Genomic DNA, 23,251 nt, shown 5'->3' with positions numbered 1-23,251 from the left:
CAACCTTAACCTCAGCCTTAATCTCAACCTCAACCTTCCCATGAACAAAAAACTTTATATACTTCCTGCACTCATATTATTAGCTTTTCAAGCGTGTAAGAACGATAAGAAAACCGAGCAAACAGAAACTGTTGAACAGGAGATAAAACTGGTTTCGCCAGAGTTTAATGCCGATAGTGCTTTTGCATATACGAAAGCGCAGGTAGATTTTGGTCCGAGAATACCCGGTACCGTAGCGCATCAAAAGTGTGCTGATTATTTGGTTTCGAAACTAAAATCATTCGGTGCTGAGGTTAAAATGCAAGGTGCAAAAACCACAACTTACGATGGTAAAAGCTTTCAGTTAAAAAATATATTGGCAAGCTTTAATTCGGAGAACAAGAATAGGGTTTTAATTACTGCACATTGGGATGCCCGCCCATTTTCTGACCAAGATACCGATCCTGCAAACCACACGAAACCATTTGATGCAGCTAATGATGCCGGAAGCGGTGTTGCTGTTATTTTAGAAATGGCAAGGCAAATGCAACAAAAACAACCAAATGTTGGTGTAGATTTTGTTCTTTGGGATTTGGAAGATTATGGCAAAGCCAATGATGAAACGCCTGATGAAACCACTTGGTGCTTAGGTTCGCAATATTGGGCTAAAAATGCTTTGGCAAATGGCTATAAAGCAATGTACGGCATCAATTTGGATATGGTAGGTGGGGGAAACGCACAGTTTACACAAGATGAAATTTCTCGCCAATCGGCCCCTGAAGTAGTAAATAAGGTTTGGAATATTGGAAGTGAAATTGGGTATTCATCATATTTTGTAAGCATTCCTAGTGGTAAACTGGTTGACGACCATTTCTGGATGAACAAAGCTGGTGTGCCATCAATAGATATTATACATTACAATGATAATAGCGGGTTTTACATAAACTGGCATACACAACTTGATAATTTAGCCAACATCGATAAAAATACAATTAAGGCTACCGGGCAAACCGTGCTAGAAACCATTTACCGCGAAAAGTAAATGTTAAATTGTTAATTACTTTTACAAACATCTGGTACATAAAATTTTATATTCGCCATACCTTAATACAAATGAAGATGGAATCAGCATAATTGTTCATCTAATTAGAACTGGCTGCATAGCTTCAACAAATAAATTTATCCTCATGAAAAAAATATTAACAACCACTTTTGCAATTGCATTATCGTTCAGCGCCATTGCGCAAAAAAGTGACGGAACAACTAAATCTCTTGTTAACGCCGAAAAGGAGTTTGCAAAAACAATAGCCAAAAGGGGCGATAAAGATGCTTACCTGGAGTTTTCATCAGCAAATACTTTAGTTTTCAGACCAAATCCTGTTAATGCAAAAACTTTTTATGCAGGTCAATCAAAAGGTACAAGCGAAGTAATGTGGGAACCTAACTATGCAAAAGTATCGCGAAGTGGTGATTTAGGTTTTACTACTGGTCCGTATGAATTAAGTGGTACTGAAAAAAAATATGGTCAGTATCTTTCTATTTGGAAAGCAGAAAACGGCACCTGGAAGCTAGCAATAGATTTGGCTACTGAAAGCAATAAGCCTTTGGCAAATACTACGAAACGTTATGAGGAGCCAAAAGACCGCTACATTCCAAAATTTTTAAATGAGAAAGACCAGAAAGCAGCAAAGGATGTAATTTTAACTACAGAAAAAACACTTAATACATTTCTCAAAACCCACGGTATTGGTGCTTTTGGAGGTTTTCTAACTCCCAATGCTCGTTTATTATTCCCAGGCAATGAAGCAATTGAAGGCAAAGGAAAAATCCTAACTTTTTTAAATGGAATGGTTGATAAAATTAATTTAAAAACCGCAGGTGTGGATAAAGCTTTAGGAAGCGACTTAGCCTACACGTATGGTGTTGCAACGATAGATTATAAGGCAGATTTAAGAGAAAGCTTTAACTACGTTTTTGTTTACGAAAAAGCTGCTGATGCAAGCTGGAACTTAATAGTTCAGGCTTTTGTGCCAGCAGATAGATAATATTTAATGTGAATTTTATAAAGGGCGCTCGGTAAAATGAAGCCCTTTTTTTGTTTTAAGCAACTGGTTTTTTAGCTGCAACGCCCTTTCACATTAGCCCTGATTGCGGCGGTATCCTCGAAGCGCAGCGAAGAGATATAGCCAAAAGCAGGAACAAATTTATTGTATAGCATTTGCTTTGTGCTACAAAAATTAATCTAATCGATTTACGTTTTAATTTCATGAATAAAAAATTTAATCTTCTGCTCCTTGTAAGTTTTGTTTGCTTACAGGTTTTAGCTCAAAAACAAAAGTTCGATGTGCAAGGGAAGGCCGGAGCACGTGGTATTATGCCCGAAAACACCGTTAAAGGGATGTTAAAAGCATTAGATTTAGGTGTTAATACTTTAGAAATGGATGCTGTGATTTCGAAAGATAAAGAAGTAGTATTATCACAGGAGCCCTATTTTAATAATGAAATTTCTTTGCAGCCCAATGGAAAGGCAATTACTTTTAAAGAGCAAAAGAACTTCAATATCTACAAAATGAATTATGATGAGATAAAGAAGTTTGATGTTGGGAGTAAAGTTCATGCTCGCTTTCCCGGACAAATGAAATTTAAGGCATCAAAACCACTTTTATCAGAAACTATTGATGCAGTGGAGGCATATGTAAATGAAAATAAATTAAAGAAGCCAGTTTACAGCATCGAAACAAAAACGATTAAGAATGGTGATAATGAATTCCATCCTGAGCCTGCAGAGTTTATAGATTTAATTATGGATGTAGTGAATGCAAAGAAAATATCGAAGAGAGTGATTATTGAATCGTTCGATATGCGAACATTACAATATTTGCATGAGAAATATCCTAAAATACAAACATCTTTATTAATTGATGAGAAGGAACCGTTTGAAGATTACATCGAGAAATTAGGCTTCAAGCCAACCATTTATAGCCCGTATTCTATTTTGGTAGGTAAAGGATTGGTAGATAGATGCCATGCAATGGGTATTAAAATTATCCCGTGGACGGTAAATACGGTTAAAGAAATTACATATTTTAAGAGTTTGGGTGTAGATGGAATTATAACTGATTTTCCAAACATCATCGGACAGATTAAGTAACGTCTAAACAAAAAATGCGCTGATGTTTTCAGCGCATTTTTTTATGAATATTTTTTATCTCTTAATGATGTGGTGCTGCTTCTGCTCCTTCGTGAGCTGGCATTTCTGTTTTTTCATGAGATGAGGCAGGTGCTTCTTCATGATTAAAAATTGGTCTGGTAAAAATTACGACTAATATTAAAACCAGAATCCATGCGGTTAATGGTAAAGCCCAAATGCCTGATGTTTGCTGAACTGGTGCGTGTGAATCGTGAGCTGACATATCGAATATTTTGATTTAAAATTTATGCTTTGTAAATGTTTGCTAAAGATAGTAACAAAGTTTAAAATATAAAGATTTGACTTTTATTTCTATTTCAAATACTTACAACAAATCTTTTATTATTTTCTCAATGGATAAACCTTCTGCTTCAGCACGATAATTTCGCACTATACGATGGCGAAGAATTGGTTCCGCTACGGCTTGCACATCTTCAATATCTGGTGCGTATTTACCCGAAATTGCGGCATGGCATTTAGCACCTAAAACTAAAAATTGCGAAGCCCGCGGACCAGCGCCCCAACTTATGTACTTATTAATGGCATCAGTAGCAAATTCGCTGTTAGGACGAGTTTTCGCTGCTAATTTTACAGCGTATTCTAAAACATTATCGGTAACCGGAATATCTCTAATCAGTTTCTGAAAATATTGAATATCATCTGCATGGATAATTTTTTGTAACTGAACTGTTTTATTGCTGGTTGTATTTTTAACAATTGTTAATTCATCTGCAAAAGCCGGATAATTTAACTGAATGTTGAACATAAAACGGTCTAATTGCGCTTCTGGTAGGGGATAAGTTCCTTCCTGCTCAATAGGATTTTGAGTGGCTAATACAAAAAATGGTTTTGGTAATGTATGTGTTAAACCTGCCGCTGTAACCGATTTCTCTTGCATGGCTTCTAACAATGCAGCTTGAGTTTTTGGTGGTGTACGGTTTATCTCATCAGCTAAAATAATGTTCGAAAAAACTGGTCCCTTGATAAATTTGAAGTGCCTGTCTTCACCCAAAATTTCAGCTCCAATAATATCACTAGGCATTAAATCTGGCGTAAATTGAATTCTGTTAAAATCTAAATCCAACACCGAAGCCACCGTTTGTACAAGTAAAGTTTTTGCTAAGCCTGGCACGCCAACCAACAAACAATGTCCGTTGCTAAAAATGGCTATTAAAACAGCTTTAATAATATCATCCTGACCAATAACAACCTTGCTAATTTCTGCTTTTATGTTGTTAAAAGATTGATGAAGCGCATCAACAGCTTCTACTTCGTTCTTGTACTGCATCGGCATTTACTTGGTTTGCGTAGTGTTCTTCGTCCAGATTTTTAATTCAGGACAAGTTTCAAATTCGTCGTCAATTTTAATATATGTGCTTTCACGGCGTTTTTCAAACCATTCACTTAAGATGCGATTGATTTTATCTGTTTGTGCAGCATCCCTTATTTTAGGGAAATCCTGTCCGAGGTTTGCCTTATGAGGTGGAATTTTCGATTTTAAATACAATAAACGATAACCCTGTTTCCCATCAGCAGCAGTAAATAAATTTGGTTTAGAAATGCTACCAACTTTCATGGTATCAATTACTAAAAATATAGATGGATCTACTTTCTCCAACGGTATAAAAGTTGTTCTGGCTTGTACGTTATCTGCATTAAGCATCATACCACCGTTGTATTTTGTTTCTTTATTATCAGAGTATAAATTAGCAGCTGCAGCAAAAGTTAGTTTTTTAGCCATTATGTTGTTGTAAATACTGTCGGCATGCAACTTAACTCTATCTAAACTAGATTGTGTACTTTTTGGCATAATTAAAATGTGGCGGGCATGAACCTGCTCACCTCTTCGCTCTATAACTTGTAATATGTGAAAGCCAAATTCTGTTTCAAATACTGGCGACATTTCACCTGCTTTAAGTTTAAATGCCCAAGATGTAAACTCTTTGGCCATCATGTTTCTATCAAAGAAACCTAAATCGCCACCATCACCAACTGAACCAGGGTCCTCAGAATATGCTTTCGCTAATGCGCCGAAATCTTCTCCACCTTTAATTCGTAAACGTAAAGCTTCAATTTTATCATGAAACCTTTCTTTTTCTGCTTTAGTCAGCTGCGGATTTAAAATCACTTCTCCAACTTCTACTTCAGTACCAAATTCAGGAACGCTATCGCCTAAAGATTTGAAATATTTTTCAACTTCCAGAGGAGTAACATTGATGTTTTCTGTAATCTTACTTTGCATCTTCTGTGCCTGCAATTCATCTTTTATTGATGGTCTCATCTCATCTTTATACTGCAATAAAGATTTGTTTAGAAACGATTCCAAGCGTTCTTGTCCGCCGGCACGTTGCATCATCGAACGCATTCTTCTATTTACCTCATCATCAACCTGCCCATCTTCTACCATCACCGAATCGATTTCGGCTTGTTGCTTAAGCAATTTTTGCGTTAAGGTTTGTTGTAAAATCATACACTTAATACTTGGGTTAGGCTGATTTCCCTGATACAAATATTGGGTGTATTGCTGATTTAAATCTGATAATAAAATAATACCATTACCTACTACAGCAGCAACTTTATCGATGTTATTTTTTTGAGCATAGCTGTTAAAAAACAAGCTTACCAAAGCAGTTACTACTAAAAAAACTTTCTTCATTCTATTTATTGTATTTTGCAAATTTACTACTAATGGTTTAATTAATTGAATTTGATTTAGTTAGGGCTTTATCAACTTCCGCAATTCAGTATCATTAATTTTAACCGGATATTTTTCTCTTAAGCTTTTCAGCCAATTGCTTTCCAATTGTTGTTGGTAATCGGCAATAACTTCACCTCTTACGTCATGCAATGGTTTGTTATAAATTAATTTATTTCTTCTGTAAAAATCATCTATCTCTTGCTCATCATCCTGTGCCTTGTTCCATATTTTCTGTTCGGAAACGTTAAACATTAAAACACCTTCGCGATATTCATTTAGTAGATAATCATAATCTTTGCTCGAATTAATTGCCTTTTTGTGTGCGTCTAAAGCGCTTTCGAAAGTCTTAATTTCTGCCTTGTACGTGTTGTTTTTATCAAGCCCCATTTCTCGGGCATCTAATACCTTTAATTTAAAATTGATGTACAAATTTAAATAATTCAATAGCTCGTTATAATCTGTAGTGTTATTGCCATTGTGGCTTTTCTTGTAAGCCCACATAAACTCTTTACTGCTAACGGGTTTATTGTTAATTGTGGCAACATTTTGCGCAAACGCCGAACTACCCAATAAGCCTAAAACAAATAAGCAATACGCCTTTCTCACACAGAATATTCTACAGAATTTAAAGGATAAAAGTAACAATAAGCGGGGCTATTATAAGATATTTAACTAATTTTAACAGATATTATTTTACTGCAAAAATACGAATGGAAAGTCAGGTTACCAACAACGCAAATGCTTTAAGGTTATTTTTTACTGAAGATGTTTTTTTGGTTGAAGACAAGGACGTTAAAATCGATGCTGAGGTTGCCTATGAAGGTGTTTCTGACAAATTTACCCCACTAAAACAAGCGGCTGATAACAATAAAATTTCAGTTTTGAAGGATGAAACACCTGTAATAGTTGAAAATGAATATATAGAAAACGCAGAAATTCCGCTTATTTCAGAAGAGCCTAAACCAAAGCCAGACTTTAAATATCTAGGTGGAAATAAAAAGTTTGTTCTTATTTTGGTTAATGATAAGAACTACGATGTAAGCAGCGAACAGGGTAGGGAGTTGCTTCGGAAAATTGTTAAAGCAATTGATTTAAGTACGCCAGATTTTGCGCTTTTAAACTACGCAAATCACCTAGAAACAGACTATGCTGAATTACAGCAATTTTTTAAACCGCAGTTAGTGCTTGCATTTGGCGTTGAAACCAATCATTTGAACTTAAATTTAGTGTGGGCAAATGAGATTTTAATACATGAGTCAACCAAGATGATATTTGCTCCTAATCTTCATGATTTAGACAGTAATCTAACCGAGAAAAAAGCCCTTTGGTCGCACCTTCAAAAAATTAAGTAACACCTAATTTATGAATCAACTAGTTTTCGCAACAAATAATCAGCATAAAACTGAAGAAATTCGTGCTGCTTTAATTGGACAATATGATGTTTTAAATTTAGAAGATATTGGTTGTTTTGCTGATATTCCGGAAACTGCCGATACCTTTGAAGGAAATGCGACGCTTAAAAGCCAGTATGTTGCAACTCATTATAAATTAGATTGTTTTGCCGATGATAGCGGCTTGGAGGTTGAAGTTTTAAACAATGAACCAGGTGTTTATTCTGCCAGATACGCAGGAAGCAGAGATAGCTTAGAGAATATTAATTTGGTGCTGAAAAAATTGGACGGTATTGTTAACCGGAAAGCTAGGTTTAAAACTGTTATTTCTTTAATGCAAAATGGAGAAAACCATTTGTTTGAAGGTGTAATAAATGGCACCATACGAACAGAATTGTCTGGCGCTAAAGGTTTCGGCTACGATCCGATTTTTCAGCCTGATGGTTATGACATTACTTTTGCAGAAATGGATATGAAGGAAAAGAATAGCATCAGCCACCGAGCAATTGCTTTGAAAAAAATGTTAGCGTTTTTAACAAAGTAAGGTCAATCCTGCTTATTGTTTAAATAAGAGTTTTGGTGCTATTTTCGTCGTATCCTTTTTAGGCAATATTGGCTTAATACCAAAATTCGGCAAGGAATCGGTTTTAGGGATGAATTTAGGCACAATTGGTTTAATCACAACTAGGGTTTTACTTGCAAGGGGCTTCGTCACCGCTTTTGGTGTTGTCTTTGCTGGAGTACTTTTCACATTCGCTTTAGCTTTGTTGCTACCTGTTGCGCCAATTGCTTCTTTTCTCGATTTTGGTCTGTCTTTCGGTTTCCAGGAGAAGCCTTTCAAAACGTTATCCTTTTCGGTTTTAATTTCTGGATTTAAAGCGCCTTCAATGCTATTGATGTAAACAATATCATCAATATCATTATCTTTAAAAGTAAATTTTATACGACTGCTAACCGTTTGATTCATTTCTTTATACACCTTCGTACTATCATCTTGTGTATAATAAATACTTTCGGCGTTGCCATCAACATACAGTGTTTTTAATTTTCCTTCAAAGAAAAATCCGGTCATGTAGCGACCTTTAATCTGATTAAACCTTAACGAATCGGCAGGCGTATTTACCAAAAATGCATTCCTGAAAGCCTGCAAATTATTCAGCTTATTCTTTTTAAATTGTACGTATATGGTATCGCCAACTACTTGCGAACCTTGCGACCAAATTATTGGATTGCCAAAGCAGCGTAAGGTAGAATCGGCATTGGTATAAAATAAGCTATCAGTTTTCGCCTGGATATTGCTTTTGAAAATTTTAACGTTATGATGGGCTTTAATAATTCGGGTTGTTATAGTATCTGCCGGATTAAATGCAGAATCTGGTTTCAATAAAGAAGGTTTTAATTTAGCAATAGACTTGCTAATAGTATCCTTAATTCCTTTTTTAGAAACTAATTTTTGTAAAGAGTCCGTTTTAATCTTGGGCAAAACTTTCACTATAGAATCTGGTTTCTTTACATTCTTCAATAGCGTATCTGTTTTTGATTTTACAAAATTTATCTTTGTCGAATCGATTTTTAACTTTAAACTATCGGTTAATTTATCAGAAACATCATCAGGTTTTTTGGGTGGCAATTTCTCTCCACGCTTAATTTTAGGTTCTTTGCTTTGGCTATTGGTAGGTTTTTTATTACCAGAACTTTCAGCAATTTCGGTATTTCTTTCGGGTTTTTCCGTTTCCTCCTCATCTTCTCCCACCTGGTTATCGGCTTTGACAAAAATTTTTGGTATCAGTTTTAATGTTTTCTGCAATACCACCTGCGTTTGCAAAGTATCAGCACCAAGGCGAAGTGTGTCTGGACGTTTCTTATTGTTTACCATTACCGAATCGCCAGAAATTAAATCGATATATGCATTCTTGGTAACCAATGTTCGCTGGTCTATCTTATAATAGAAGCCTAAATCACCAAACATTTTTGTTCCGTCTTTCTTATCTGTAAAAACGATGTTTCTTACCGCTTTTCCGTAGCCTGTTTTCCCATAATAGTATAAACTATCGCCTCTTAGAGATTTTGTTCCTTGGGTATATAAATTCTTTTTACCAAAGTAGGCATCTTCAGTTGTTGTATTATAGGCGCCATTTTCAGTATACATATTATCGTCTTTACCTTTAATGTTGGTTGGTCCGTAAAAATAGGTCCACTTCGAATCCAGGTTATAACGCATAGTATCCGATTTAATGGTGCTTTGAGGCGTAACCACTACAACATTGTACCTAAAATATGCATCGCTGGTATTATTAAAGTAATATCCGTTTTTGCTGGTTAAAGTAATGCCTTGGTCTTGTGTTACTATCTTACCTCCATTGGTGTAAGTACCAATCTTGGCCACCATATTATAATCTAAAACATTAGTGGTTAAAGTAGATTTTGGGTCAACCATTCTAACATTTCCTGTTAAATGGGCATGCTTTTTATTTCCATCATACTGCAATTCATCAGAATAAATATCTGTTGTTAATTGCTGAATGTGAACATTTTTATACGCTTCAAAATAATTTCTTGCATTATAAAAAACAGCACTATCGCAGGATAGGGTTGCATTATCTTGTTGAAAAACAGGATTTATAAATTGTATTACATTTTCTTTGGTAATAGCTTTTGCTCTTGTAGAGGAAATAATTTTTATAATAGAACCTTTTTTCTGGCCAAATAATAAAACCGGACACATCAGTAAAAAAAGAAAGACAAATATTTTTTGCACTCTACAAAGTTAGTTTTTTGTTCCGAACGTTGGAAACCGGTTAAAATTAAATATTTTTGGTGAATGCTACCCGTACAAAAATTTCTCGATTTTATTCAACAAGAACAGTTATTTGTTACGGGCAATAGAATTCTTTTAGCGGTAAGCGGAGGTAAAGATTCTGTTTTGATGTTACATTTTTTTAAAACTTGTGGTATTGATGTTGGTGTAGCGCACTGCAATTTTAATTTAAGGAAAGATGAAGCCCAACGTGACGAGCATTTTGTTAAAACGCTGGCACAATCCTTAAACTTGCCTTTTTATGTAACGCAGTTTGATACAAAAAAATATGCCGACGAGCATAAAATTTCTACCCAAATGGCAGCAAGGGATTTGCGTTACAGTTGGTTTGAGGAAATAAGAACTACCCATGGCTATGATTATGTTGCATTGGCCCAGCACCAAAACGATACCGTTGAAACTGTACTGATTAATTTAGTTAGAGGTACCGGAATTAGTGGTTTACATGGCATATTGCCAAAACGAGATAAGCTTATCAGGCCGCTACTTTTCTTAACTCGCAATGAAATTGATCATTTGGTTGATGAAAATAACATCTCTTTTGTAGAAGATAGTTCGAACGCAAGTACAGATTATGTGCGCAATAAATTGCGATTGGAAGTTATTCCTCACCTTCAAAACATTAACCCAAATCTTGAACATACCTTTGCTAAAAATAGTGCTCGTTTTGCCGATGTAGAAAGCTTTTTGAATTTACATGTTGTAAAAATCGCTAATGAAATTGTTTTAGAGCAAGCCGATGGGATTTTCATTTCGATTGAAGAAATTAAAGCCCTAAACCCACAAAAGCTTTTACTTTTCGAATTGTTAAAACCTTATAGTTTTTTAGAAACCGTTGTTGAAGAAATTACTGAAGCCTTAAATAAACAAAGTGGTATTAAATTTTTTAGCGCAAGCCATCAGGCAACAATAAATCGTGATTATTTAATTATTAGTAAAATTAGTACAGAAGAACATCTACATAAATCTGTTCATATAAACGATAGTCAATTCGAATATAATGAACATATTTTTCAGCTTCAGTTTACTGATGAACTAAAATTTGAGACCGATAAAAATAAAATCTTTGTTGATTCAAGTGTACTACAATTCCCTTTGATTATCAGAAATTGGCAAACTGGCGATAGATTTATTCCGTTAGGGATGAGAGGATTTAAGAAAATCAGCGATTTCTTCATTGATGAAAAGGTGCCTTTGCATATAAAATCAAACGTGCCGATTTTAGTTAATGGAAATGGTGAAATTATATGGATTGCCGGTATGCGGCAGGATAACCGTTACAAATTATCTAACTCAACAAAAAAAGTTGCTATATTCGAACTCAAAATTAAATAAGTGGAAAGCAAATTCGCATACATCGAAAAACAGTACATCGGCAGAGATTATGTTCGCATATTCATCAGGCTGATAATGGCTGCATTTTGTTTTGCTGCTTACGTTTACGAACGCGACCGTGATAATACTCAGGATTTATTTTTAGTAGTAGGATTTGGCATTATTGGCGTTTCTATGCTTTTGCTTTTTTTAATTCAATATAAAATTGTGGTTGATAATGGAAGTTTAATTTTAGATGGACTCTGGACAACCAAACGCGTTAAGATAGATTTGAACAGTATCATTGACGTTAAGAAAGCTACTTATAGTCGGTATTTCTTCAATAATCCGGTTTATAATTTACACACAAAAGGAACCATTCGTTTCTATTCTTCAGGAAAAGATGCAGTTGTTTTGACTGATAGAGATGGTTTAGAATATTTCATAGGTACTCAACGCCCGAATGAGCTTCTGCTTGTAATCAAGGAAGAAATGAAAAAATCTAAATAGTTAAGTTTAGTTTTTTAGAAATTCTTTAATAAATCCATTACCAATTCTATCCTTTTTATTGCAATTGTCTTACACTCAAATTAGATATAATTGGGTTACATTTGCCATAACAACAATACAATAAAAATGAAGATAGGAATTGTTTGCTACCCCACTTTTGGTGGTAGTGGAGTAGTTGCAACAGAGCTTGGTAAAGCGCTTGCTAACGAAGGTCATCAGGTTCATTTTATCACGTATAGTCAGCCGGCAAGGCTCGACTTCTTTTCCTCAAACTTATTCTATCACGAAGTTTCGGTAAGAGATTATCCTTTATTTGATTATGCACCTTATGAATCGGCTCTTGCAAGTAAATTGGTAGATGTTGTTCGTTTCGAACAGTTAGATGTCTTACATGTTCATTACGCCATTCCTCATGCTTCTGCAGCTTTTATGGCGAAGCAAATTTTAGCAAGTTATGGCATACATATTCCGGTTGTAACTACACTTCATGGTACAGATATTACCCTTGTTGGTAAAGATCCTACTTATAAGCCTGTTGTTACCTTTTCTATAAATCAAAGCGATGGTGTAACAACGGTATCACAAGATTTAAAAGATGATACCTATAACCATTTCGAGGTTACAAAGGATATTAAAGTTATTCCAAATTTTATAGATTTTAATCGTTTTAGTTTGCAGGCAAAAGATCACTTTAAAAAAGCAATTGCGCCAAACAACGAACGTATATTAATTCATACCAGTAATTTTAGAAAAGTAAAACGCACTGCCGATGTAATTCGAATCTTCGAAAAGATTCAGGCTGTTATTCCTTCAAAATTATTGATGGTTGGTGATGGACCAGAGCGTGCTTATGATGAGCAATTGTGCCGCACACTTAACATTTGCGATCATGTACGCTTTTTAGGTAAACAGGATGCTGTTGAAGAAATTCTTTCTGTTTCTGATTTATTTTTAATGCCGTCAGAATCTGAAAGTTTCGGATTGGCAGCATTAGAAGCAATGGCATGCAAAGTTCCGGTTATTACAACCAATGCTGGCGGTTTACCTGAGTTAAATGTTGATGGTTTTTGCGGCTACATGAGCAATGTTGGAGATGTAGAATCGATGGCTGCCCACGGAATAGAAATTTTAAAGGATGATGAAACTTTGAACCGTTTCAAAGAAAATGCATTTACGAGAGCGCAAGATTTTGATTTGAAAAAAATACTTCCATCTTATGTTGATTATTATAAAGAAGTAATAGAAAATTCTTTGCAGCCTAAATAGTTAAATTTAATTTTTTGTGCTCTAAACGTTATATTTAAAGGTTTGAGTATATAATTAATAGAAAAAAAAGTTCGTTTTTGAAGCGTATAAAGCAATCAAACGTTTGACTTAAATTAGAGTTTTTCAATAATATTAAGCCGGGTTATTCGGTTTTTTGATAGAACTTCTTTAATGAGCTGTTTTTTTCTAAAAAATATATATTCCGCTAAATCCAAATTTCGGGAATTAAACGTTTGATGAAAAACACAATGAGAACCAAAATTTTTACCATTTTTTTGCTATTAGCTTTTGTCGTAAACGCTAAAGCACAAAACACATCAAAATCTATTAAACATAGCTTTGCCATTGCCGATGGAAATTTTCTTTTAGATGGCAAACCTGTGCAAATCCATAGTGGTGAAATGCATTATGCCCGTATCCCCAAGCCGTATTGGCGTCATCGGTTAAAAATGATGAAAGCCATGGGCTTAAATGCTGTAGCTACTTACGTGTTTTGGAACTACCATGAAACTGCTCCCGGCGTTTGGGATTTCAAATCAGATAATAAAAATATTGCTGAATATATTAAAATTGCTCAGGAAGAAGGGCTGTACGTTATTCTTCGTCCTGGGCCTTATGTTTGTGCCGAATGGGAATTTGGCGGCTATCCTTGGTTTTTACAAAAAGTACCTGGAATGGTTATTCGTGGCAATAAGGAGCAATATCTGTCTGCTACAAAAGCATATTTTACAGCTTTATATGGTCAGGTTAAAAGCCTTTTGGTAACCAACGGCGGACCAATAATTATGGTTCAAGGTGAAAATGAATTTGGTTCTTACGTTTCGCAAAGGAAAGATATAAGTTTAGAGGAACACAAAAAATATAGTGCAGCGGTATTTCAACAACTAAAAGATGTTGGTTTCAATGTTCCCTTTTTTACATCTGATGGAAGCTGGCTTTTTGAAGGCGGTGCTTTACCTGGGGCATTACCAACTGCAAATGGTGAAGATGATGTTGCAAAACTAAAAGAAGTAGTAAATAAATATAACGGCGGCAAAGGTCCTTATATGGTTACAGAATTTTACCCGGGTTGGTTAGAACACTGGGCAGAACCATTTCCAAAAGTTTCTACTGAAAGTATTGTTAAGCAGACACAAAAATATTTAGATGGTGGCGTATCCTTTAATTATTACATGGTTCATGGTGGTACAAACTTTGGTTTTACATCGGGTGCTAATTATGATAATAAACATGATATCCAGCCAGATTTAACCAGTTATGATTATGATGCACCAATTAGCGAAGCAGGTTGGGTAACTGATAAATACATCGCACTTCGCAATTTGCTTAAAAAGGCAGAAACACCAGCTATTCCTGCAAAAATCCCGGTAATTGAAATTCCGAATATTGCTTTAACTAAGGCGATAGATTTGGAAGATGTAAAAAATAACGTGAAACCTGTTAGCAGCGATAAGCCGTTAACCTTTGAAGAATTGAACCAAGGCCATGGTTATGTTTGGTACAGTAAAAAGTTTAAGCAACCCATTAGTGGTAAATTAGAACTGAAAGGGCTTAGAGATTATGCCTTAGTTTATGTTAATGGAACAAAAGTAGCCGAGTTAAATAGTTATTATAAAAAATACGATTGTGATATTGATATTCCTTTTAATGCAACACTGGATATTTTTGTGGAAAATATGGGCCGGATAAATTATGGAGCTAAAATCGTTAATAGTACCAAAGGCATTATTTCTCCGGTAATTATTAATGGCGAAACCATTACAGGCAATTGGGATATGTTTAAACTTCCTATGGATGTTGTTCCTAACCTCACCACCAATAAAAACACAGCAACTGCGGGTAAACCTGCTATTTATGAAGGTAATTTTACACTAGCGAAAACTGGCGACACCTTTCTTGATATGCGTGATTGGGGCAAAGGAATTGTGTTTATAAATGGGGTAAACATTGGCAGATATTGGAGCGTTGGTCCGCAGCAAACTTTATATGTACCAGGTTGCTGGTTAAAAGTTGGGAAAAACGATATTTTAATTTTAGAGCAAAAAAACGATGTTATGCATAAGTCTGTAAAATCCATCTCAACGCCAATTTTAGAAGAATTAAAATCTGAAAATGGTATACCGAAATAAGATTTAAAATTATACTGAACCTGTTGAAGTATTTATCGTGATTTACGAATAGCTCAAACTTTGGTTTTTAATTCTGCTCAAAACTATCTTTTCGCTAATTATTTCTGTAGATATTTTCGCAACCATTTCATTATCAGCACTGCTAAAAGCTAATTAATTTTAATGTCAGATAAAATAGATCTTAAAAAACAAAACTTTCTCAAAATCAAAGCATTATAAATTGTACCTTTGCGCCTTTGAAACCTTAACAAAATTGCAAAGGTTTCGTGTTAATATTAGAAAATAGGTTAGATGAAAAAAATTGTTGATTACAGAAAGCTTTTAAGTGTAGATAAAAATGCTGAATTAAAAGATCTAAAATCGGTGTACCGCACATTAATGAAAGATTGTCACCCAGATAAATTTCAGCAGGAAGAAGAAAAATTAGAAGCAGAAGCAAGAAGTAAAGATATTATCGAAGCTTATCACTTTTTAGTTAGCATTGCTCCCGAAACTCGTGAGCAAAATATCGAAACTTATACCGAAACCATTACGAAATCGAATATTTTGGATTTTGAATACAAACAACAAGTATTAAACATTCAGTTTTTTGATGGAAGCGCTTACGAATACTTTGATGTGCCTAAAGCCATTTATGTAAAGTTAGTAAATGCTGATTCGCCAGGACGTTTTGCCCGCCGACATATATTTAGCGATTTTCCTTATCGCAATGTAGCTAAAGTTGCTGAGCCAGCATAAAGCATAAAAAAAGCTCCAAAATATTTTGGAGCTTTTTTTATGCTTAAAGATTTATCAAATTTATACTTTGTTCAATCTTAACCGCTACTTCGTAAATATTAAGTTAACTGGTGCAGCAACTGCTATTTTTTTGCCACTATCGGTTAGTTTGCCTGTAAGTTTATTGCGTTTAAAAATTACAACATCGTTCGTATATTGATGCGCAACCAATAAAAACTTCCCACTCGGGTCGATAGAAAAGTTTCTTGGTCCTTTTCCTAAAGTGCTAACCGTTTCAACAAATCTTAATATTCCAGTCGGTAATATCGAAAATACAGAGATTGTATTGGCATCGCCTCTGTTGGTTTCGTAAAGAAATTTTCCATCAGCAGAAACATGTATGTCTGCAGCATCAATTCTGCCTTCAAATCCTTTTGGTGTTGTACCAATTTCCTGAATTTTCTTTAAACTTCCGTTCGAATAAACATAGCCTGTAATACTTCCATTAAATTCGTGTGCTAAATAGGCAAATTTGCCATTCGGACTAAATGTTATATGCCTAGGACCAGTGCCTGGAGTCGTTTTTAAAACATTCCTTAAAGATAAAATCTGTTGTTTACTTTTTGGATTATAGCTGTAAATGTAAATTTGGTCTTCGCCTAAGTCATTGCAAATTAAAAACTTTTTATCGGGCGTAAATTTAACCATGTGCACATGAGCACTTTGTTGCCTTCCTTTTGGATCGATGCTTTTACCAGAATGTTTAATTACCAATGCCGCTGTATTTAAAGCACCATTAGCTTTGCGATTAAAAACCGCTAAGCTGCCACCGCTATAGTTTGCTACAATTACATTATCATTATCAACAGTAATGTAGCATGGATCAGCACCTTCACTATCAACTTTGTTTGTAAATGTAAGTGCACCAGTTAAACTATTATACTTAAATGCGCTTACGCTACTGCTACTACCAGATTCGTTAACCGAGTAGGCAAATTTCCCATCTGGTGATATTGCTATGTAACTGGGATTTGAAACATTTTTCGTAATGCTTTTTATTTTTGTATTTCCAGTTGAGGTATTAAAGTTAAAAGTGTAAATGCCTTCGCTTTTCGCAGGTGTGTTGGTGTAGGTGCCGATTAATAGATTATAACTGGTTTGCTGCGCTAAAGCCGCTATGGATATGGTCATAAATAACAAAAGTAAATTATACTTTTTCATAGAACTGATTTTTTAGATTGTAAACAAATATGAGAAAAATTAAGGCTAACAAAAAAAAGCAATCTTTCGATTGCTTTTAGTATTATTTAATAAGGTGTTTAATCTGAATTAATTCATGCTCTTCAAGGTAGCGCCATCTTCCTCTAGGTAAATCTTTCTTGGTTAAATTACCATAAACAACTCTATCTAATTTCTCTACATTATAACCTAAATGTTCGAAAATACGGCGTACGATGCGGTTTTTGCCACTATGAATTTGAATGCCAATTTCTTTTTTTGTACCACCGGTTACGTATGAAATGTTATCTGGTTTAATTAAGCCATCTTCTAACTCTAAACCAAACTGAATTTTATTTAAATCTCCTTGTGATAAAGATTTATCCAATTCTACGTTGTATATTTTAGTTATGCCGTTTTTAGGATGAGATAATTTATCAGCTAAATCACCATCATTTGTCATTAACAACAAACCAGTAGTGTTACGGTCTAAACGTCCAACAGGGTAAATCCGCTCGCGACTAGCTTTATCCACCAGTTGCATAACTGTACGGCGTTCCTGAGGATCATCTGTAGTGGTGATGTAATCTTTTGGTTTATTTAATAAAACGTAAACTTTCTTTTCGCGTTTAAGTAATTCACCGTTATAACGAACCTGGTCTTTAGCCGGATCTACCTTATGGCCTAATTCTGTTACAGCTTCTCCGTTAACGGTAATAATACCTGCTGCAATCAATTCGTCTGCTTTACGGCGAGAGCAAATTCCTGCGTTTGAAATATATCTGTTTAGGCGTATTAAGCCTTTATCTTCATTTGTTTTGCGCCCCTGCTTAATTACAGTTCTTTCCTCACGGTTAAATTCTGTATCTCTTGGCTGGCTTTCTTCACGTTTTCTAAAAGGTCTGCTATCAGCACCTTCTCTTGGCTTTACATCTCTAGAACTTCCTGCACTTGGCTTAAAGTCATCATTTCTTGCGCCCCTAGCCTTAAAGTCTTTGTATCCGCCTTCTTTACCAGCTCTTGATTTAAAGTCGCGTTCGCCTGTTCGTGGCTTGTAATCTCTTGCTCCGCCTTTTCTTGGTTTAAAATCTTTCGAATCTCCATCCTTAGATTTGAAATCACGATCTCCTCGTGGTTTATAGTCTCTTGCGCCACCTTCTTTATTATCTCTTGATTTAAAATCTCTATCGCCTGTTCTTGGTTTAAAATCTCTGGAACCACCATCTCTAGATTTGAAATCTCTATCACCCGTTCTTGGTTTATAATCTCTAGAACCACCTTCTCTTGGTTTGAATTCGCGTTCGCTACCTCTTGAGGTTGAATCTTTTGATTTGAATTCTCTATCGCCAAATTTGAAGCCTTTTGCTTCACCATCTTTTGATTTAAAATCTCTATCGCTACTTCTGGATTTAAAATCTTTTTTGTCTCCGAAAGATTTAGATTTGAAATCTTTACCGTCAGTGCTTCTGGGTCTGAAGCCGGTTTTAGAATCGGATGATTTTTTGAATTTACTGTCTTTGTCTTCTGATCTTTTTCTGTCAGAACCACCGGCGTTACTTCTGCCTTCGGTTTTTCGGCTTCCCGGATTGGACTTGTCATCCCGACTGTTCCTGTTGTTTTTGTTTATCATGATACACTTTTAGCCACACCTGAAATGCGGGCTGCAAATTTATGCAAAATTGCTGAATTTCGCAATCGGTATGAGGTATAAAATTTTGTCGAAAAATAGCCTCTAACATAGATAAAAATTGATGAAAATCAAAATTAAAAATCTTGGTTTAAAGCAGTTTAAACTAAGATTTTGACATATAATTTGGTAACTAGTTGGTAATCTGGTTATTAATTTTTACCTTTGTCAACGTTTTTTATAAGTTCACCAAAAAAAGGAGGAAAATGTTAAAGAAACACATCATACCATTTTCGGTAGTGGCAGCACTATTTATTATGGCAAAAGTGTTCGCTTACCAAATGCCCTTAGCACAAAAAAGTCTTTTAAAAGAAGAAAAATTTAACACTACAATACCAGTAACTGAAAAGCCAAAGACAGAGAAAAAATCTTTAATGGCACAGTTAAATTTTGCCGAAGAAACCTTGCCATTAGGCGATAAAAAGGTAGAACGCAAAATGAAAAAAATCCTTGCAGCTCATACTTACGGCAATACGCAAACGCATCGTTTACAGCGAAAAGCTGCAGAATGGTTTCCGATTATCGAGCCTATTTTAGCAGCTTATGGAATTCCTGATGATTTTAAGTATTTAGCATTAGTAGAATCGGGCATGCAAGCCGGCGTTTCGCCAAAAGGTGCAGCAGGTGTTTGGCAGTTTATGCCGGGTACAGCTCGTAGCTATGGTTTAAAAGTTAACGGAAGAAATGATGAACGCTACAACTTGCGCAAATCTACCGTTGCAGCATGCAAATACATTAAAGAAATGTATAAAGGTTTAGAAAGCTGGACATTGGTTGCTGCGGCATACAATGTAGGCGATGGTCGCTTACGCAAGCAGATTAATAATCAAAATCAAGATAATTACTATAAAATGCGCCTAAACCGTGAAACCGGTGGGTACGTTTACAAAGTAATTTCGATGAAACAGATTATTGAACACCCTGTACGTTATGGTTACGATAAACCTAAAGAATTATTGGCATACAATGCCGAATAAAAAATAAAAGACAAGCATTTGGTAAGGCGTCCTGATTATTCAGGACGTTTTTTTTGAAGTTGATTCACAGGTTTTATCATTCGTCATTTATCCCTTATATCCTAACTTTGTCTTTGATCTTTCAGCTTTAGTCTTTAATCTCTTATCTTTCAGCTTTAAACTCAAATTCCTTTATTTGCATATATGTATAAACTTCGAATAGAGAATATAATAAATCAGCCTGGAGATAACATAACACTACAACTCCAACCTTTAGATGGAGATTATCCTAAGTATCTTGCTGGTCAGTTTCTATCCTTAATTTTCGAAGGAAAAAACAAAGAAGTTCGGCGTTCTTATTCCTTTAATAGTTCGCCCGACTTAAACGAGCCCCTTTCAATTACGGTAAAACGTGTAGAAAATGGAGAGATTTCAAGATTATTACATCATAAAACCTCGATAGGAGATGTTCTTTTAGCTCAAGAGCCTCAAGGTTTATTTACTTATCTACCAGAAGGGGATTTAAAACGCGATGTATTTCTTTTCGCTGCAGGCGTTGGCATTACACCATTATTCTCGATAATGAAAACCGCTTTAATAAGTGAAAGGCAATCGAAAATTACACTCGTTTACAGCAATCGTACGCTAGAGAGCACTTTATTTTATGATGAACTGATTGAATGGCAGAAAAAATATCCTGAACGATTAAAAATCATATTTGTATTTAGCAATAGTAAAAATTTGTTAGCTGCAAGGTTAAACAAATTTTATATTGAAAGAATTTTAAAGGAGCATTTAATTTACGAGAGGGATAAGGCTTTATTCTATTCATGCGGACCAATAATTTACATGGATTTATGCCGAATTACTCTTTTGGGTATGGGTTTCGATATTAAACAAATTAAACGAGAAACATTTGTATTGCCCGAAGATGAAGTTGATGAAGACGACAGTTCTGAAAAGGTTGTTGATAAAAACACGTATTCAGTTATTTTAAATTTTGAAGGTAAAATATATAACCTGAATGTGCCTTGGCCAAAGCGAATTTTAGATGTTGCTTTAGAACATAAAATTAAATTGCCTTATAGTTGTCATGGCGGCGTTTGCAGTACTTGTGTAGCCAATTGCACAAGAGGTGGCGTTAGAATGGATTATAATGAAGTGCTAACAGATGATGAAATTGAAAGGGGAAGGGTTTTAGTTTGTACCGGTCATCCTACAGAAAATGGAACCACAATTGAATGGTAAGATTTTTTTAAAATGTTTAATTTTAGGTAACTAAAGACATTCTAATCGGATTTTTAATAATTCCTAAATTCTTTTCCTTTCTCAACCAAACCATTTTCAAACGTATTAAGTTGTTCTTTGGTTGCTACAATTTCAGTTAATTCAAATGGATACTGTTTGGTTTGATTTGCACTTATCCATTTTCCAACAATTCTATTTTTGGTTAAAGTACCTAGAAAGGTTCCTGTGAAATTTGTATTTGGTAATTCAATGAAACTTATATTTCCATTATTGTTTCTATAGCCGTTCAATAAAATGTAATCTTTGTTGGTGTCGTATTTATAAACTCCAATGATTTGGTCGGCGTTGGTACCTTCATTTAATCCCTGCAGGTAAAGCGTGATTTTAATTTTATTGTTGATTGTGCCTTTATACAAATTGCCAGTTTGTGCGAATGTTTGCGTATAAAGTGTTAATAGTAAAAATGTAAAAAATAATTTCATAATTGGTTTTTTATTTTTCGTGATAAGCGATAGTTCGGTATATTTTTAATTTTATAGATGACCATAATACTATGAATTATTTAGCTAAATAGTTTGGATTTGTTAAAGTCACTCATGCCAGAATTTTTAATTAAATAAACTGAAATTGTTAGTAGAATCATTAGCAAAACAATAAAAACGCTGCCTGTGCTATCAGAGAAATATCCTTCTTTTAAAAATAAAATGGATGAGATGATACTATATATTATTTTCATAGTGCATGTAAACCTTATTTATTCTTCTAGTGGTTGCTCAAAATGTAGCTCACCTCGTTTTTCGTTCGGGCAGTTATTTTTTATTTTTCTAAAATTTGCTGCATTTTCAATAGGAGTCATTAACCATTTTTCTTTATTGAATTGCCACAAAACCAATCCATTGTCAGCATCAATTATTTTGGCTGATACGCGAAATCCTGTTTGAGTACTTTCCTCGTAAGCATCAAGACTAAAGGATTCATTGCCAATTATTCTGGTAAATTTATCGATGTAAAATTTATACGCCTGTTCCATTTGAAATTGAATGTATAAGTTACCATCCTTAAGTGTAATTCGTCTGGTAACTCCATCGCAGGGTTCATAAATTAAATAGCCTTTTTCATCTTTTTTTACTTCTATCCAATCTTTTTGAATGGCATTTAGGCTCTCCCAAGTTTTAGGTATTTTTCTATTTTCTGATTTTGGTAGGGTAGTGGTTAAATCCAACTTTTCATAAATTTTGGCAGCTTTTAATCTTACAACTGAGGTCTCTTTCTCAATAAAATTGTACTCAGTTGTTTCTCCAGATTGATGCCAAACAGTAGGAATTGTATCTGTAACATAACCTGATTTACTAAAAATTAAATCTTCTAAAACATTACGATTTCTATCTAGTTTAAAGTATCCGTTTTTATCGGTTTTGGTATTTCTGTTTCCGCTCTCTTCAGCCACAATTACAAACTCAATAGCTTTATTTTGCTCATCAATAACTCTCCCCTGATAAAAATTATTTGTTGTTTTACAAGAGAAAAATAGCAATAACATAAAATATAGAAAATATCTCATTTCGGTTTTTTAGTTGGTTTTACAAATGGGTTTAAACTTTGAAGTTATGCTACCCATAAGTAGCCTTTGCTAGAGAAATCATTTTTACAGTCACCCATAAATTTACCTTCTCTGATAAATGGTTATTTGATTTTTTATACATTAAATTTTAGCGACCATTTAGCGGTGTGTTTTATAGAAGTATTTGTTCTGGATGATGGTTAATTTCTCTTTCTTATTTTTTTGTATTGACCAAATGCTAATGTAATGTTGATGATTTGAGAAATAATAAATAGTTGATTTAAACTTTAGCATAATATACTTTTAAAGCATTAAAATGTTAATTGAGCTGTTTTTGGTAAGTATATCCATTTTTATAAAAGTTGTAATTAAAAAATAAATCTTGGGATGATTTTATTTATTACAATAGAGATTTAGCCTTTTGGCTAGAAGTTTTCTTCTTTTTCAAATAAAACGAAATTATTTGAAATTAACAATAGGAAAGCTTTAATTAAGAGGCGACTTAGATGCGAGTTATTTTGCTCCAAAGCGTAGTGCGTAACAAAGAATAGTGTAAATGATTATGGCTG

General features: G+C 34.5%; 21 protein-coding genes. 12 read left to right on the top strand and 9 right to left on the bottom strand.

Annotated elements, in window-relative coordinates; all coding sequences use genetic code 11:
* The first annotated feature begins 40 nt into the window (after window positions 1–40).
* From ACFOWA_RS17420 to ACFOWA_RS17410, 3 genes are all read left to right on the top strand, one after another.
* A complete protein-coding gene (locus ACFOWA_RS17420; RefSeq protein WP_378987542.1) occupies window positions 41–1,021 on the top strand; it encodes a M28 family peptidase in 981 nt (326 codons plus the stop codon).
* Between the two features lie 145 nt (window positions 1,022–1,166).
* Complete coding sequence (locus ACFOWA_RS17415; protein WP_378987539.1) at window positions 1,167–2,024, top strand: nuclear transport factor 2 family protein; 858 nt, start codon at window positions 1,167–1,169, stop codon at window positions 2,022–2,024.
* A 221-nt stretch (window positions 2,025–2,245) separates the two neighbouring features.
* Window positions 2,246–3,130 carry a glycerophosphodiester phosphodiesterase family protein gene (locus ACFOWA_RS17410; RefSeq protein WP_378987537.1) on the top strand — a complete coding sequence of 295 codons (885 nt, stop codon included), beginning with the start codon at window positions 2,246–2,248 and terminating at the stop codon, window positions 3,128–3,130.
* Between the two features lie 61 nt (window positions 3,131–3,191).
* Here ACFOWA_RS17410 and ACFOWA_RS17405 read toward each other — a convergent pair whose 3' ends face one another.
* From ACFOWA_RS17405 to ACFOWA_RS17390, 4 genes are all read right to left on the bottom strand, one after another.
* A complete protein-coding gene (locus ACFOWA_RS17405) occupies window positions 3,192–3,392 on the bottom strand; it encodes a hypothetical protein (protein ID WP_378987534.1) in 201 nt (66 codons plus the stop codon).
* A gap of 102 nt (window positions 3,393–3,494) precedes the next feature.
* Window positions 3,495–4,457: an AAA family ATPase gene (locus ACFOWA_RS17400; protein ID WP_378987531.1), complete on the bottom strand. Its 963-nt coding sequence runs from the start codon at window positions 4,455–4,457 to the stop codon at window positions 3,495–3,497.
* Between the two features lie 6 nt (window positions 4,458–4,463).
* Entirely contained in the window at window positions 4,464–5,825 is a 1,362-nt protein-coding gene (locus tag ACFOWA_RS17395) for a peptidylprolyl isomerase (RefSeq protein WP_378987528.1), read from the bottom strand.
* Between the two features lie 60 nt (window positions 5,826–5,885).
* Window positions 5,886–6,473, bottom strand: coding sequence for a hypothetical protein (locus ACFOWA_RS17390; protein WP_378987525.1), 588 nt, complete (start codon window positions 6,471–6,473; stop codon window positions 5,886–5,888).
* Window positions 6,474–6,577: 104 nt separating this feature from the next.
* Between ACFOWA_RS17390 and ACFOWA_RS17385 the strand changes: the two genes are divergently transcribed.
* Together ACFOWA_RS17385 and rdgB are read left to right on the top strand one after the other, a co-directional pair.
* On the top strand, window positions 6,578–7,219 hold the full coding sequence (locus ACFOWA_RS17385) for a hypothetical protein (protein ID WP_378987522.1): 642 nt from the start codon (window positions 6,578–6,580) through the stop codon (window positions 7,217–7,219).
* A gap of 10 nt (window positions 7,220–7,229) precedes the next feature.
* Window positions 7,230–7,802, top strand: coding sequence for an RdgB/HAM1 family non-canonical purine NTP pyrophosphatase (rdgB, locus tag ACFOWA_RS17380; RefSeq protein ID WP_378987519.1), 573 nt, complete (start codon window positions 7,230–7,232; stop codon window positions 7,800–7,802).
* A gap of 12 nt (window positions 7,803–7,814) precedes the next feature.
* On the opposite strand, the gene ACFOWA_RS17375 is transcribed toward rdgB, so the two are convergent.
* Window positions 7,815–10,016 carry an OstA-like protein gene (locus ACFOWA_RS17375; RefSeq protein ID WP_378987516.1) on the bottom strand — a complete coding sequence of 734 codons (2,202 nt, stop codon included), beginning with the start codon at window positions 10,014–10,016 and terminating at the stop codon, window positions 7,815–7,817.
* A 63-nt stretch (window positions 10,017–10,079) separates the two neighbouring features.
* On the opposite strand from ACFOWA_RS17375, the gene tilS reads away from it, so the two are divergent.
* From tilS to ACFOWA_RS17350, 5 genes are all read left to right on the top strand, one after another.
* On the top strand, window positions 10,080–11,411 hold the full coding sequence (tilS, locus tag ACFOWA_RS17370) for a tRNA lysidine(34) synthetase TilS (protein ID WP_378987513.1): 1,332 nt from the start codon (window positions 10,080–10,082) through the stop codon (window positions 11,409–11,411).
* Window positions 11,412–11,900, top strand: coding sequence for a hypothetical protein (locus ACFOWA_RS17365; protein WP_378987510.1), 489 nt, complete (start codon window positions 11,412–11,414; stop codon window positions 11,898–11,900).
* Between the two features lie 126 nt (window positions 11,901–12,026).
* Window positions 12,027–13,166, top strand: a complete 1,140-nt coding sequence (gene bshA / locus ACFOWA_RS17360; RefSeq protein ID WP_378987507.1) for an N-acetyl-alpha-D-glucosaminyl L-malate synthase BshA — start codon at window positions 12,027–12,029, stop codon at window positions 13,164–13,166.
* A 248-nt stretch (window positions 13,167–13,414) separates the two neighbouring features.
* Window positions 13,415–15,295 (top strand): glycoside hydrolase family 35 protein, encoded by a 1,881-nt coding sequence (locus ACFOWA_RS17355; protein ID WP_378987504.1) that lies wholly within the window; start codon window positions 13,415–13,417, stop codon window positions 15,293–15,295.
* A gap of 291 nt (window positions 15,296–15,586) precedes the next feature.
* A complete protein-coding gene (locus ACFOWA_RS17350) occupies window positions 15,587–16,033 on the top strand; it encodes a KTSC domain-containing protein (RefSeq protein WP_378987501.1) in 447 nt (148 codons plus the stop codon).
* Between the two features lie 84 nt (window positions 16,034–16,117).
* On the opposite strand, the gene ACFOWA_RS17345 is transcribed toward ACFOWA_RS17350, so the two are convergent.
* Entirely contained in the window at window positions 16,118–17,233 is a 1,116-nt protein-coding gene (locus tag ACFOWA_RS17345; RefSeq protein ID WP_378987498.1) for a lactonase family protein, read from the bottom strand.
* 82 nt (window positions 17,234–17,315) lie between these two features.
* A complete protein-coding gene (locus ACFOWA_RS17340; protein WP_378987495.1) occupies window positions 17,316–18,860 on the bottom strand; it encodes a pseudouridine synthase in 1,545 nt (514 codons plus the stop codon).
* A 263-nt stretch (window positions 18,861–19,123) separates the two neighbouring features.
* Here ACFOWA_RS17340 and ACFOWA_RS17335 point away from each other — a divergent pair, with 263 nt between their 5' ends.
* Both ACFOWA_RS17335 and ACFOWA_RS17330 read left to right on the top strand, forming a co-directional pair.
* The gene (locus ACFOWA_RS17335; protein WP_378987492.1) at window positions 19,124–19,894 is read left to right on the top strand and encodes a lytic transglycosylase domain-containing protein; all 771 of its coding nucleotides are present in this window, start codon (window positions 19,124–19,126) and stop codon (window positions 19,892–19,894) included.
* Between the two features lie 183 nt (window positions 19,895–20,077).
* A complete protein-coding gene (locus ACFOWA_RS17330) occupies window positions 20,078–21,121 on the top strand; it encodes a 2Fe-2S iron-sulfur cluster-binding protein (protein ID WP_378987489.1) in 1,044 nt (347 codons plus the stop codon).
* Between the two features lie 53 nt (window positions 21,122–21,174).
* Here ACFOWA_RS17330 and ACFOWA_RS17325 read toward each other — a convergent pair whose 3' ends face one another.
* Both ACFOWA_RS17325 and ACFOWA_RS17320 read right to left on the bottom strand, forming a co-directional pair.
* Window positions 21,175–21,603, bottom strand: a complete 429-nt coding sequence (locus ACFOWA_RS17325) for a hypothetical protein (protein ID WP_378987486.1) — start codon at window positions 21,601–21,603, stop codon at window positions 21,175–21,177.
* 272 nt (window positions 21,604–21,875) lie between these two features.
* Entirely contained in the window at window positions 21,876–22,682 is an 807-nt protein-coding gene (locus tag ACFOWA_RS17320; RefSeq protein WP_378987483.1) for a carboxypeptidase-like regulatory domain-containing protein, read from the bottom strand.
* Between the last annotated feature and the right edge of the window lie 569 nt (window positions 22,683–23,251).

The sequence above is a fragment of the Pedobacter lithocola genome, assembly GCF_042650845.1.
GTDB classification, from domain to species: Bacteria; Bacteroidota; Bacteroidia; order Sphingobacteriales; family Sphingobacteriaceae; genus Pedobacter; species Pedobacter lithocola.
The sequence above is the reverse complement of the archived record's forward strand: the minus strand, read 5'-3'. Positions and strand labels throughout refer to the sequence as shown.